Annotated in this window: 9 protein-coding genes and 1 pseudogene; 6 read left to right on the top strand and 4 right to left on the bottom strand. The window is 55.0% G+C overall.

Translation table 11 applies throughout. From position 1 onward, the window contains the following. Positions 1–2: 2 nt before the first annotated feature. From ACFFJ7_RS15655 to ACFFJ7_RS15640, 4 genes are all read right to left on the bottom strand, one after another. The gene (locus ACFFJ7_RS15655) at positions 3–1,346 is read right to left on the bottom strand and encodes an HlyD family type I secretion periplasmic adaptor subunit (RefSeq protein WP_166955269.1); all 1,344 of its coding nucleotides are present in this window, start codon (positions 1,344–1,346) and stop codon (positions 3–5) included. 58 nt (positions 1,347–1,404) lie between these two features. After that, positions 1,405–3,135, bottom strand: coding sequence for a type I secretion system permease/ATPase (locus tag ACFFJ7_RS15650; RefSeq protein ID WP_377593516.1), 1,731 nt, complete (start codon positions 3,133–3,135; stop codon positions 1,405–1,407). Between the two features lie 490 nt (positions 3,136–3,625). Then, positions 3,626–4,459 (bottom strand): SapC family protein, encoded by an 834-nt coding sequence (locus ACFFJ7_RS15645; protein ID WP_166956546.1) that lies wholly within the window; start codon positions 4,457–4,459, stop codon positions 3,626–3,628. Positions 4,460–4,556: 97 nt separating this feature from the next. Further along, positions 4,557–5,309 carry a SapC family protein gene (locus tag ACFFJ7_RS15640; RefSeq protein WP_377593513.1) on the bottom strand — a complete coding sequence of 251 codons (753 nt, stop codon included), beginning with the start codon at positions 5,307–5,309 and terminating at the stop codon, positions 4,557–4,559. 825 nt (positions 5,310–6,134) lie between these two features. Here ACFFJ7_RS15640 and ACFFJ7_RS15635 point away from each other — a divergent pair. From ACFFJ7_RS15635 to ACFFJ7_RS15610, 6 genes and pseudogenes are all read left to right on the top strand, one after another. Then, positions 6,135–7,172 carry a hypothetical protein gene (locus ACFFJ7_RS15635; RefSeq protein ID WP_377593511.1) on the top strand — a complete coding sequence of 346 codons (1,038 nt, stop codon included), beginning with the start codon at positions 6,135–6,137 and terminating at the stop codon, positions 7,170–7,172. Positions 7,173–7,359: 187 nt separating this feature from the next. Then, a complete protein-coding gene (locus tag ACFFJ7_RS15630; protein WP_377593507.1) occupies positions 7,360–8,517 on the top strand; it encodes a DUF4214 domain-containing protein in 1,158 nt (385 codons plus the stop codon). A gap of 319 nt (positions 8,518–8,836) precedes the next feature. Next, positions 8,837–9,728 (top strand): annotated as a pseudogene (gene rfbA, locus ACFFJ7_RS15625) (glucose-1-phosphate thymidylyltransferase RfbA). A gap of 47 nt (positions 9,729–9,775) precedes the next feature. Further along, entirely contained in the window at positions 9,776–11,068 is a 1,293-nt protein-coding gene (locus ACFFJ7_RS15620; RefSeq protein WP_377593505.1) for a coiled-coil domain-containing protein, read from the top strand. A gap of 182 nt (positions 11,069–11,250) precedes the next feature. Then, on the top strand, positions 11,251–12,216 hold the full coding sequence (locus ACFFJ7_RS15615) for a polysaccharide pyruvyl transferase family protein (RefSeq protein ID WP_377593503.1): 966 nt from the start codon (positions 11,251–11,253) through the stop codon (positions 12,214–12,216). Positions 12,217–12,337: 121 nt separating this feature from the next. Beyond that, complete coding sequence (locus tag ACFFJ7_RS15610) at positions 12,338–14,044, top strand: glycosyltransferase (RefSeq protein WP_377593501.1); 1,707 nt, start codon at positions 12,338–12,340, stop codon at positions 14,042–14,044. Positions 14,045–14,409 lie beyond the last annotated feature (365 nt).

Here is a 14,409-nt window from a genome sequence, read left to right as displayed (position 1 = left end):
GTTCAGTTTTCCCGCATGCCTTTACGCAGCCTGTCGGTCAGAGGGCGCAGAAGATATTGCAGGGGCGTCCTTTCACCGGCCACGATCAGGACATCGGTCGGGAGGCCGGCTCTGAGCTTGTCCCGGATTTCCTCCGGCAACGTGCTGCGATCCGCGACGACGTCCGCGGCGAAATAGGGTTGATTGGTCGCTTCGTCCATCAGGCGGTCATACGAGATATTCTTGATGTATCCGAACATGACCGGCACGTAGGGCAGGTGGAACGACGGAAAACGGATTTCGGCACGCAGGCCGGCATGGACAACGTCCATGCTGTACGGCGAAACCTGGGCACGGATCACGAGTTCCTCGTTGAGTGGCACGATATCGAGCAGCGGATCGCCTTGCCTGATGACGGCGCCCGGTGTGAACACCTTGAGACCCTGCACGACGCCCGTCTGCGGGGCGCGCACATCAAGACGGTCGAGAATGTCCTGCGCGACCTTCTGCTTCTGCTCGGTCTCCGCAATCAGTTTGCGTGTCGCGGCAATCGACTCCGCGACCTGCTGATGAAACTGTTGCTTCAATTCGGCAATCTTCAGGTTCGCCTCGTTGATGGAATGCAGAAGGCGGGCATGCGTCGCCGCGGCGGCGGCCACCACGCCTTCAAGCTGCGCGCGTTGCCGCTCCAGCGAGGTGATGCGCGTCCATTGCACGAGCCCCTTCTTGTAGAGGTCGCGCAAGGACGGCAGCTCCTGATCCACCCAAGAAATCTGCTTGAGGCCGGATGCGCGCTCCTGGGCGGCACCTTCGAGTTGTTCCTGGGCCTGCTTGACCTGCGACTCGAGGACGTCCTTCTGGGCAGAGAGATAAGATTGCCGCTCCCGGAACAGCCTCTGCTGGTCCGCAATCGCCTTGGCAACGGCCGGATCGTTCTGGCGTTCCATGACATCCGACGGGAACTCAAGGGTCGAGCTGCCATCGCGCTCTGCGGTCAGGCGCGCTTCCTCGGCGAGCGCGGCCGCCCTCTGGTTCCGAACCACTTCCAGATTGGCTGCGGCCTGTGTTCCATCCAGCCGGAACAGCACGTCGCCTTCGTCTACATAGTCGCCGTCCCGGACACGGATTTCGCGGACAATCCCGCCTTCCAGATGCTGAACGGTCTTGCGGTTGCTTTCCACCGACACGACGCCCTGAGCGGAAACGGCGCTGTCCAGCGGAGCCAGCGTCGCCCAGGCCAGACTGCCGCCCAGCCCGAAAGCGATGACCGCCCAGCCGATCAGCAGCGGCGTGCGCCAATTGGTGGACGACGTCGTCCGTGGCAGGTCCGAGGCCGGTGCTTCGTCAGCCGCCAGGCCCGGCAGCACTGTTTCCTCGGCCGCCGGGGCAATGCGGGAGCGGTTGAGCGGGGAAGGAAGCGCCATGTCATTTACTCCCTATTGCTGCGGGCGGTGGTGGCAGCTTTGCGCCCGCGATATGGCTCATGACCTCGTCGCGGGAACCGAAATGACTGATACCGCCTCCGTTCACATAGATGATCTTGTCGACGGCGGCCAGTATCTGGGCTTTGTGCGTGACGATGACGACCGTTGTTCCCTGGGCTTTAAAACGCTTGATAGCCTGCAACAACATCTGTTCGCCCGCGGCGTCCAGATTTGAGTTCGGCTCGTCCAGCACGACCAGCGCGGGATTCCCGTAGGCGGCGCGGGCAAGAGCGATCCGTTGCCGCTGGCCGCCGGACAGCCCTCTGCCGTCAATGTCGATGGCGGTATTGTATCCACCGGACAGGCGCAGAATCAGGTCATGAGCACCAACGAACTTGGCGGCGGCGATCGTCGCTTCGTCGTCGCGCGAACCGAAGCGGGCGATGTTCTGGGCGATCGTGCCCGGGATCAACTCCACGTCCTGCGGGACGTAGCCCAGATACTTGCCGAGCTGGTCGACCTGCCAGTGCTTCAGCTCCGCGCCATCAAGCCTGATCTCGCCCATCGCGGGGGGCAGTATGCCCACCATGGCGCGGGCAAGCGTCGATTTTCCGGAGCCGCTCGGCCCCACCATGGCCACGGTGTCGCCCGGCTCGATGACCAGATTGACGTTGCGCAAGATGATCTGCTTTGTCTCGGGCAATTCAAGCATCACGCCGTGCATAGACAGCGCACCGTCCGGGATCGGCAGAACGATGCGCTCGGAATCGTCCACGGCACTCCTGAATATGTGCTGGAGATTGTCGTACGATATCCGCGACGTCGTGTAGCCCTTCAACTGGCCAATCAGACCTGTCAATGGCCCCACGGCCTGCCCGAAGAGAATGCGGGAAACGAAGGCAGCCCCGGCGGAAATTTCACCCTGAATAGCCAGATAGATGCCCAACGCAAGGACACAAAGCCCGAGAGCCGACTGGAAGAAACTCGACGCGACGACATAAGCCGCTGATTTATCGCTGGAATCGTTTTGCCAGAACAGTGCTTCCTTGTGATCCTTCTGCCACAGCTTGCGAAACGCCGGGCGCATGCCCATGGCATGCATGACTTCGATGTTCCGGATGGTGGCTGACATCCATGCCGTTGCCTTGCGGCTGGCCGCCGCGGCTTTGCCGAGCGGCTTGTGGGTCGCGTGATTGTTGGCGATCGTCAGGGCCAGAACCACCAGCAAACCCAGAATAGCGATGTATCCGAAAAGCGGATGCAGGAAAAAAAGAACGATGACAAACAGTGGAGACCAGGCAGCCCTGACCAACGTTTGGAGCCCGGTACCGGTCCAGAATTCCCGAAAACTGTCAAGATCGCGCAAGGCCTGCACGTCGACACGCCGTCCTGACCGGAGCGCCACATCCTGCACGGCCGCCAGCAGGGCGGGGGACACCTTTTCGTCTCCCCAGGCGCCGACGCGCAGCGAGACGGTCGCTCGCATGCGTTCCACGATCGCGCCGATCAGCACGAGGAAAAGCGCGATCGCCGTCAACATGATGAGCGTGGTGATGTTCCGGCTCGTCATGACGCGGTCGAAGACGTTCAGCATGTAGAGCGATGGAACGAGAGAAAGAATACTCGTCACGCTCCCGAAGCCGATCAATCCAAGAATAGCAGGCCGCGCTGCGGAGATCGTCTGATCGAGAGGCGTGGAAGCCTTGTGAACGTCAGACGGGCGACCAGACATTCCTGATGATCCGAGCACGCTACGACCCCGTCAGTTAGCGACATCAACATCTGTTGGCTCTTCACGCTTCCGGAGAGTCAACGGAAAAGGATACTTCCGACGGCATCCACATCCAACATTCCGCCATGATCAAGGAAGTTTGGTAAACGATAGTAAGAAATGATACATGCAGATTGCCGATGTTAGAAACCTAAATCAAGATAACGGTATGCATATATAGTAAGTGCGCCTTTAAATCAATCGCAGCAAATTCCGTAAATAACGCCTTGATTTTGCCTATTTATGCTGTGCCCCAGGGAAGCATGCTGAAACGGCTTGGATTCTGTAGAGGAAGACGCCGGCGTTTGGCGCGGCCCGGTCACGTAGAGGATAACTTTAACGACTGTGGCTGGAAAAGCGGTGTTTCCATGAGGCGGTGTGCTGTTGCACGATGGCCCGAAAATGCAGATTTTGGGGACAATAACGACAAGCCGTTCGGTCCATAAATTCCTTAGCTGCCAAAATCAAGCGTTGCACCATAATCAATGAAGGTATTTTCGTCGACCTCGGCTGGCGGAGTGTCGTCGGGAGTCGGCTCAGGGGTGATGGAAGGATGCACCTGCTTCAGACGTTCGCCGTGGGGCATATCGGCCAATAGCGAACGGAAGGCAAAGTTATTCTGGGAATACACAATGGCTTCCACCAGATGGAGCGCGAACGGGTTGGAGCGATAGAGTTCCACATATCTTGCTCGTTGCGTGGCGGAGAGCGCTGCAAGTTTTTCAGGATCGATCACAAACAATTTCTGACGGTGGAGCCCGCCGTTCAGCGCGCCGGAAGGAACAGGAACGGTGATATCGAGCGTGGCGAGCAATTCGCACGCCGTCCGCAGTGCAGGCCGCTGCGTTTCCGCTGTCTGCAGCGCGGCGAGCACGATGGACGTCGCCGGCGAGAATTTGCCGTGCTCGTCGAAAAGGTCATGCTCGCCGTCCTTGCCGAACAGGCCGCCATCGTGGGTCACGGCCAGCAGAAGGTCATCGCCACCGGCACGGCGAACGAGGCTGAAAGGATGAACCCTGAGCATCAGCGGCAGGTACTCGGTGGCCCACTTTCCTGCTGCGTCGATATGAATATTCTTGCCTTGTTCATCGGCGAGGATGGCAACGAGATCAAGAATATTCCCGGTCTGGCGCAGACATAACGGATAAAAATTCGCGGCGCGGCGAATTTCCTGGAACGTCACCTGGATCAGACGCAGATCCTGTGCGAATTCAAACCTTGCAGGCAACGACCAACGCATCCCGGCATGTTTTGCATGGGATATCGGTTCATAAAAGCTGTGCATGTCCGGCCCATTCAACGCCTGTTGGCGGCAACATAACTCTCGCGCGAAGAGCTGTAATCAGGTCTTGAATAGCACGATATCGCATGACTCGTATACATCACGGGGCGTTATCCGCGCTGCCGGCAGCCGGAGCGCGTATTTGCGTCCATGCCGACGAGATCGTCGCAAAGCTTCTGGCGAGATCGTTCATGCGGAATAGCGATATCTCGTGGGCTTCCACCAGTTGAACGATTTCATGCCCAAGCTCTTCGACGAGCGGCGTCAGTTTTTCATAAAGAGCCTGCGTATCGCGCGTGAGCGTATAGAGACCAGCCAGCGACAGGGTGCGCTCGCCGAACTGAAGCGCGAACTCCCAGGGCTGCATCAGGCCGGCCGCATGCAGAAGCTGGGAAAAACGGGCCGTCTTGGCCTGGCTGTGGGCAAACACGCGCGTCGCTGCCAGCCGCATGAGCGCATCGCGTGTGAAGCGCCCATGTGAATCATACATATTAATGGGCTGCGCGCCCGGCCGGACTTCGGCATGATCCACGAGAACCGGGCGGGAGGCTGCGTAGTCGCCGGGAGCAACCGTGAACGGATAGGCTTTCAACGCGAGAAGGGAGATATCCTCGTTCGTGATATCACGATTGGCCGAAAGGCCGGTGCCGGGCGCAAGCCCCGTCAGCGCCACGAGAGAAAGTCTGTCTCCCATGGACTGCCAGACGACGGGGAACTCGCGCGCGATATTGCCTATCTCCACCAGGACGACAGGGATAGCTACAAGAGACGCGATATGCGGATAATCGCTGACGCGATACAGAACACCGGTCTTCGTATCGCGAGGAAGCGGCTGCAGATTTGAGTAGAGCATGCGAATCCCGTTGAAGATCGACCCATAGGCTAATGGAAAAATGCGGCCTTGTAGAGACCGCAGGCGGCAGGCGACAATCCTTGTTGTCCGCCGCCGGTTCTGAAAATACGACCACGAGCGTCGGATAAATATATACAGGTAGAACGTAAAGCAGAATAGCCATCGGGACAGGTATCGCTGCTAGGTGACATTCCGGTATCACGAGGGTACCAGACGCTATCCGGCCTGCGCTTTGGACGGGCAGGGAATAACCGGTTTGCGCCGTGAAACTTGTGCGAACAGTCCTATAAAGCGATGGGACGTTTCGTACTGTTCCACGTTTTCAGGCGATGCCGGGCCCTCGGCCGAGCCCGCGACCAGCAGCTGGATGATGTTCTTAAAAAGGCGCCCCTGATTAGAAAAAGGATAAAGTCGCTTCCCAGGCCAATACTGATTCTCGATAAGTGCGGCTCATTGAGAATCGGTATGCGTGTTGATAACGCTTCAGCGGACAAATAGCTCCGCCTATTTTGCGCGTGAGCGGTGATCGCCAATCGGAATCTCACCTGTAATTTACAGCCGCCAAGATGGCTCCGTTGTTAGCCGGCAGGCGCGGGTCGGCACCTTGCGATATAAGCAGTTATACCGAACTTGGCCGGAAAAATGTTACGACTGCCCAGCTTCAATGGCATGGAAAAAGCTGATGCCAAATTTACATCTCATGAATAACAAATTACAAAATTTTCGTACGTATTGGATATAACTAGATAAACCTGATTAACAGTTGAAATTGATATAGACCCCGTGTATTTTGGCTGCAGTAAATTTCATGAAGAGTGAGTGCTCATGGCGGGCAATGCGATTGACGGCGGCGAACGGGCAATTGACATGGCGAGGCGACAGCGCGCGCCAGTTGGCACTGCTCCGATCGATGCACGTGCCCGGTTTAACGGTGGTGCGGATGTCGCAGCCGCTGGCGCTGCCCGGGCGGGCGGGCGCGTTTATGCACGTGCCATGCCTGTCTCGCGCGGTTTATATGCACTGCGGTATATTGCTGCAGAGGATGGCGATGTTCCGCCAAAGGTTGTTGCATCCTTTGCGCCCGATTCAGATCCTGGTGCGCGGCTGTTTTATGGGCCGGACAACGCTGACGGTGTGCTGCGGGCTCCGGGCGACGCTCTTGTTGTGTCTGTCGCAAGCGATTCTGTTGTCGTTGTGACGATATTTGTTGAAGGGGCGGCGCGTAATGACGGTGTCAAGCTCAAGCTTGATCGCCTGGATCGCGTAACCGACAGGGACGAGAGCGCTCTGCGGCAGAGTGCGGGCCGTGAGGCAGCTGCGCCCGAGGCGCTTCCGGTCTTTATGTCGGGTCATATCGCCTACCGTGGAGATGTGACGACGCGGACGGGGGAGTGGCTCGGAGAACCCGGTGCGCAAGAAGACATCGAGGGTTTCTCTGTCCATTGGCCGCGCCGGCCTATCGGGGTCGATATCGGTTACGGCTGCGAGGTTGCCGGATTGGGCGAAGTTCCCGAGACGCTGACCGGGGATTTCGTTGGCACGCGCAAGAGGATGCTGCCGGTAGTTTCCATTTCTTTCCGGCTGCGGGACGAGAAGGCCGAGCAATTCGATCTCGAGCTTGAGGCTGCCTTCAGGGACGGCAGTCTTGTGAAGGTGTCTGGTCGCGAGGTGTCGGCCAGAGCCAGGGACGGGGTATCTCCACTCGTCGGGGTGCGTTTGCTTGTACGCAAGCTGCGGGCCTCCGATGTGGAAGGCAAGGGTCCCAACGGAGTTCCGGCTGGCATCCAGTCGGGGCGGGTAAAATTGTATCGGGGAAGTTCCGGTGGCCGGTTGTCCGTGGCGGGCCAAGGGCAGCTTCCCTGATCGTTTGAGTACGGAACGGATCGCATCCGGAATGCGCTATAGTGGTTTAGGGGTGCGATCATGGGTGTTTTAGATGTTTTTTTGATCTAGTCCGTTTGTCTAGGTCGTAAAGCCGTTACATTTTATTTATAAACTGGAACCATAAAATTTGGCTGGTTTCGGTTGTCTAGGACAAGGAACAGAGACTATGGCTGTAACTTATGATCTTGGAGCCGATGCGGCCCGCGATGAAATCGCGAATTCCACGCTCCCGAATGATGTGAAGCAGGCCATTCAGGGAATCCTGGATGCCATACCGCAAGGCGAGAGCGTCACTATTGCCGAGTATGCGCCAGGTGAGGATATCCCGCCTGGTACCGATCTGCTCTTCATCAAGCAGGGTTCGGGCGAGGAGATCGTTATCCCCTCCGGTGTTTCGATCGTCATTCTGGATACTTCCGAAAATACTGTCGTCAGTGTTGACGGGTCTTTGCCGGTTGTTGTCTACGGCGGGTCCGGGAGCGATTCGATCGTGCTGCGAAGCGCCGCTGCGCAGGGTTTTGCGGGTGAAATCGGACAGTCATCCAGTCTTGTGTCGGGCGGTGAGGGCGATGATTCGATCGTCGGCGGCGATCTCGCTGCATACCTCTCCGGCGGTTCCGGCAACGATACGGTCATTGGCGGTTCCGGTGACGATACGATCGTCGGTGGTAACGGTCAGAATCTTCTCAGGGGCGGCGACGGGAACGTCACGTTCTATCTTGCGGATGGTTCGGATACGGTTGAGGCTGGTAGCGGCATTGATCTTGTCTCCTTTGCCGACGTGGCGAACAATCCGAATGCTGCAGTTGTCGAGGCATCTCGTGCGAACTACGAGATTGACTGGCAAGGTGACAAGGCCGTGGTGTTCAACCTGGTGAGCAACCAGCAGTCGGAAGTCACCGGTGTCGAGTATCTCCGGTGGGCTGACAGTGCTCTCGTGGTTGCCAGCGATGACAACGAAGGCTCCGTTGCCCGTCTTTATGAAGCGCTGTTCGATCGCACCACCGAGTTCGAAGGCTTCAAGTTCTGGCTCGACATGTATCGCGACGGCGCCTCAATCGCCGAAATTGCAGAGCGTATTTTCGATACGGAGGAGGCGTCCTCGCTTTCGACGCTGTCTAACGAAGACTTCGTTGATCTGCTGTATCACAATACGCTTCAGCGCGATGCCGACCAGGGAGGCCGCGACTACTGGATTGGCCGCCTGACCGATGGTGATGATCGCGTTAATGTTGTGCTTGACTTCGTTTATGCGGAAGAGAGCGGAAACAAGACGGCCGATGTTATCCACGTCATCACGGATGATGACGACCAGATCGTCTGATCTGAAAGATTGTGACAGCTCCCTTTTCCAAAAGAGGGCTGTCACAGAAATACTAGTGTATTACGGAACTGCGATTTTTTGATCTGCATTCGATATGCGGGGATATCTGTGTGATTTTTAGTATTATTAGAAATTTGAGTTTTATTGTGCTGTTTGTGCCCGACTGCAATTACATTGCGGTCGGGTTTTTATTGTCGTCTTAAGATCGTTTTTTTACATTGACGCGCTTCCTATACAATAACGGGGTCGCTATTCTACGTTGACCGTTTTTGTGACCGTACATTTCACCGAATCCCAAAGATCGAGGAAAATGCGTATCATGAAAGGAATTCTTCTCGCCAGGGAGTCGGGAACAAGGTTACATCCGCTGACGCTTGCCATAGTGAAGCAGCTAATACCCATTTACGATAAGCCGTTGCTCTATTATCCGCTGAGCGTCCTCATGCTGGCAGGCATCCGCGAGATTCTGATCATCTCGACGCCCTATGCTATTCCGCAATTTGCACGTTTGCTGGACGATGGCTCGCAATGGGGGATTTCGGTCAGTTACGCCTCGCAGCCAAGCCCGGATGGCCTTGCCCAAGCGTTTATTATTGGTGCGGACTTCGTGCAGGGGGAAACGTCAGCCCTGATTCTGGGCGACAATATTTTCCATGGTGCTGACCTCGAATCGCTGTTGCATACTGTCGAGCCACGTGGTGCGAGCGTTTTCGCCTACAGGGTCCGGGAGCCTGAACGTTACGGGATCGTGACCTTTGACGACACTAACAAGGCCCGTTCGATTGAGGAAAGGCCGGCCAGACCACGCTCGAACTGGGCCGTTACAGGTCTTTAATTTCTATGATGAACAAGTTGTTGATATTGCAGTGAACCTCAAGCCATCCGCACGTGGAAAACTTGAAATTTCCGATATCAATCGCTTTTATATTGAGTAAGGGCAACTCCGTGTCAAGAAGATGGGGCGTGGATTCCCTTGGCTCGACACCGGTACACATGACAGCCTGATCGGTGCTGGAAGGTTCGTCTGCACACTTGAAAAACGTCAAGGCTAGCGTATCGCCTCTCTCGAGGAAATCGCGTTCAGTAAGGGATATATTGATCGTAATTGACTCGCCAAGTTAGGCAGAAAGCTGGGTAGAAACAGTTACGGAGAGTATCTGATACAGATTGCAGAGGAATCTGAACTGCGATTTGCAGATATGATGAAATAGTTTCAAAAAATAATGTAGCCGTCAGTTTAGTATTATGGAAAGCTGCAATGGCCAAGGATGGATTTCTACCTAAACTGAAAACGAGCTTCCGCGTTTTCACGCGAGGTCGGAAGAAAACCGATTCCTCGGTCGGGCAAAAGAGGCATGCCTGGGAATTGGTCCAGGCTATAGAGTCTCCTTTCAGGCCAACAGCGGAAATCACGGATATAGGTGTAGGTAGGCAAGCGGTGCTGATCGATGATGACGCTGATCGATTTTCAGCCAAGGAAGTCGATAAGGTTCTATCTCTCCAGCAGCGTAGAATAGAAGAGCTTAACCAAGTCGTGCAACTTAAGACATCGGAAACCGAAGCGATTCAACGCCTAGTTGAAGCGGCGGCCGATGTCATTGACGGCTTCCAGAAGTTGCTCTCCGACCGGGATCGGAAAATTCTTGAATTGGAAATCCTCAATAGAACTTTGATAGAGCAGGTGCAGCAAAAAGACGCAACTTTGACGCAGCGGGACATCCAATTGAAGTCACTCAAGACCGAGAATAATGATTTATCATCAAAATTATTATTGATTCAGAATGTTAATGATACGTATGAGGTTATCCGTAATTCTGAAGCTGAAAAATCACGTGAACTCGAAGCTGTTCGCGAGCTTCTTTCTTCTGTAAAACGCGCCAATAGCGAAAATCAGATGATACTTGAATTATTAAATATTTCTGTTGCTGAGAAAGACAAAGAGATAGAGAGCTATAAGAAAACTATTTCTGATTTTACTGATCGCCTCAGGACAGAACGTGAGGCACTGATTCAGAGAGACCGAAGAATCGATACTCTGGAAGAGCGAAACAAAGTGCTTGAGTCGACGACTTCGGAGAGGATCGCTGAAATTGCTACGCTTAGCCGGCTGTTGTTGGAGAAAGAGAAGCTTCTAGCTGCGCGGACGGGGGGCACCCGCCTCGTCACGGAAGCTGGTGAGCGGGGGGGAGGCACAGTTCCGACCTTATCACAGAAATCGGAGGTAGCTCCCCAAAAAGGTATTGTCGTTAAGTCACCTGTTTTCAGGAGTGAGGAACGTCAGCGCGAGCGGCGACTTATCGAACAGTCCGGCTTATTTGACGAAAGCTGGTATCGAAGCCAGAATCCGGACATGGCACTATCGGGGCTTGATGCGCTTGACCACTATCTGGAGGTTGGTGGAAAGCAGGGCAGGGATCCCTCTCCACGTTTCAGCACGAAACGTTATTATGAACTCAATAGGGATGCGCCTCTAAAAGGAGGCAATCCGCTCCTGGTGTATCTCGAGTATGGGGCGTCTGCTAAACGGGCGGCCGACCCCCGGGATCGTTAGAAACGCATGTAAATGCATGTAAATCATTGAGGCGATCCAAACTGGCGCCTCACTCGTTGATGTACTAATATCCGGCCAAATTGCGCCAAGGGCACTCCTCGGCTGGGTTTCCACGCTAAACTCTAACATGGCAGGCCCTAGTATGGGAGTGCCCGCACAGATAGGCAAAGGAATCGTATCGCGTGAAAACCTTGTTTCTAGGATCTTACGGTTTCGGCAATCTCGGTGATGAGCTTTGTCTGCTGGACGCAGTGCGTGCATTCCCTTCGAGTGAAAATCATGTTCTGAGCTATCGTCCCACTTTCACGGGAAAATTTATCAAACCGGAAAGTTTTATAGAAAATTTCAATCAGGCCAAGATACTGCGTCCAGAGAGAATTGTTCTGGGCGGCGGAGGTATTGGAACGCTGTCAATGCTTCCGAGGTTTCTAAACTTTATTAATGACGCGCTTACATGGAATGCTCAATGCCACATTTACAATATCGGCGTTGCTAACCTGGATTCGTCATGGATAACGCCGGAAATCCGGCGCGCCGCGCAGTCGCTTGCTTCGTTCTCTGTGCGGGATTTCACGTCGTTGCGTATCGTCAATCGATGGAACCTTGATCTGTCGGTCCCCCCAACGCTGACACGTTACCCTGAACGCTTCTACCCTGAGGATGATAGCGTCGATTTCAACTTGCCGAACGAACGGAAAGTCGGCATCTCACTGACCAACCAGGCTATTATGGCCCGTGCGGTCGATGAAAACGCACCGTTGATATTGGATTTTCTTAAGCCCTATGAGGGCTACGTGCTCGTACCCATCGTTAGCACGATCCATCAGTATGAAAAGACCGAAGACGATGCGGCGGCGTTCTCCTCCTTTGTCAGTCGCTTGGGTATCCGTCAGAAGATAGTGTTGCCGCAAATCCTCAACCCCTCATGGTGGCTAGAAGAAATGTCGCCTACTCGCCTGAAGTCGTTGATCGGAGAACTTGACGTCCTCGTATCTCAACGCAAGCATAACTGTGTTCACGCTTTTGGGGCGAATACGGCCACAATTGGCTTTTATCCTGGACAAGACGATAGCCTGCCGCGCCTGTTTAACACCGTCTCGCATGAGACACCGGTCGGATCTCGCCTCTTCCCGCTTACCATGCTTTAACATCCTCCCGTACGCGCATATCCGAATATGATAAAAGCACTCGGCGGCCCAGGACTCACGATCCTGTATGGGAAAAGGTTGTTCGTCTGGGCCAAACTCTATTGATAAAAATGAGCATACAATGACGAGTTCCAGTGCTGTCGGTCTTGCATTGAGCCGCCAAGTATTGCAGGCAAAGTTTGGCTCGCGCCACCGATATCTGGCTTTTCTGGAGCCATTCGAAGAACTGGCGGAACCTAACGAGGTGCCGTTGCTGGCTGTCATGGCGGCCATATGGATGCTTCGTCCGGATTTACAGAAGAAATGGTCCCTTGAAAACAGGCAGGACAGGTTTTGTTTTCTCGGATGGTGCTTGTCCAGCGGTTTGCGAGAATATGCAGTGCTGCGTGAAGTGATGCAGCGACCAGAAATCCGCGCGCTTTACCTGTCTCCAACTGAAATCGAGGCGCAGTATACAGGCGGAGATATTCCGTTACCCTACGCTGCGTTGGCCGTGCGTGCTTTCAGCAAGGAACTGGCCGAAGCGACTCCGCTCGATAGGAACGAGGGCCGGCAAGAGCTTGTAGGGTGGTACTTCAAACATATCTTCAATGGGTTGCCGCCGCTTTTTCCGCATCCACGATGGCTTTTGGACCTTGTCGGCCGGATCCAGCCGGTTGGAATAGACGTACAGGATAACATAGCGGCTGCCGATGATCGGGGTTCCGAGCCGTCTTGGTCTTATTCTGGTGTTAATCTTGTTGGTCATCTATTTGGACAACTGGGGATCGGGGAAGATGCGCGTTGTGCGTCGCGCGCGCTGTTCGAAGCAGGGGTAAACCACTGTGTTCTCGACTTTCCCGCTGGTTCTGATGTACAGACAACGTCTCATCCTTATCCTGTTGAAGTTGTGGATGAGCCTGTCTATCCGATCAACCTGTTTGTCATGACCGGAATGGAGACGTTACGGCTGTTTTGTGAGAGGGGTTTGTGCCTCTTTCATAATCGGTACTCGATAGGATTATGGCCTTGGGAGTTGCCGCAGTGGCCTTCGGAACTTGAGTTTTGCTTCTCACTTGTCGACGAGATATGGGCGATCAGTAGCTACGTAAGAGGCGCTTATGAACTTGCTTCGCCTGTGCCTGTCGTGCATATGCCGCCAGCCGTTATAGCTCCGTCGGTTGAAGAAGATCGGCAACGCTTCGGACTGCCTGACAACAAATTCGTGTTTATGTGCAACTTCGATGCCCTGTCGTCGTTTCATCGCAAGAATCCTTTCGGCGCGATTAAAGCCTTCCGAGATGCATTTCCAGACGACGATTCAGTCAGACTCGTCATCAAGGTCATGCGTGGCTCAGCAGATAGCCAACAGATGGACGAGCTATACATAGCCGCAGCGCATGATCCTCGCCTGATCGTCATCGACGCTGTACTGGCGCGGAAAGATCTGCTGCAGCTGCTGGCGTCTTCCGATTGTCTGATTTCTCTCCATCGGGCAGAAGGGTTCGGTCGATCGCTGGCCGAAGCGATGCTGTTGGGGCGCAAGGTTGTGGCGACCTATTGGTCGGGTAACGTAGACTTCGCGCAGGCGGGCAACCAGCTTTTCGTCGAAGCCGATATTGTAGCGGTTCCGACCGGGCAGTACCCGTGGTCTGAGAATCAATATTGGGGGGAACCCAACCACAACGCTGCTGTAGAAGCGCTCCAGGCAGCCAGATATGGGGCAGACGAATTCAACAACACCACCATATTCCATCCGCTCAACGTGGGAAAGCGCTATGCAGCACGCCTGCATACGATTTATAGGTGTGTGGCAGGTCGCGGAACTTGCTACCGACAGGTTCGATGATGATCAAGTTCATCGGCTGTCAATGCCGATTACAATTTCCCCAGAAGTGCCTGCTTAAAATCCCCCAGTTTGCTGCCGCCGTTTGATTAACCGTGGTGGTGGTCAGCCCGGCCGTTTTTCGGCGGCCTTCCGCGTCGCCTTGGCGGTGGCGGGGCATGATTGCGGCATGGGATCGGGTGTGTTCGGGGATCAGATCGGCGTGAGCTGTCAGGCGAACTGAGAAACTGCCCCCCTGTCGAATCGTAACCGTCCGGCCTGACCGCTCTGGCTCGTGCTGAGAGAGGCGGATAGTGTCCATGACCTGCCCCCCGGAAGTTCCCTCGCTGTGATGTAGAGTCTGCCCAATCTGAAAAGGAGCAGACGAC

Source organism: Pseudochelatococcus lubricantis, from assembly GCF_042432495.1.
GTDB classification, from domain to species: domain Bacteria; phylum Pseudomonadota; class Alphaproteobacteria; order Rhizobiales; family Beijerinckiaceae; genus Pseudochelatococcus; species Pseudochelatococcus lubricantis.
This window is presented reverse-complemented; position numbering and strand designations above follow the sequence as displayed.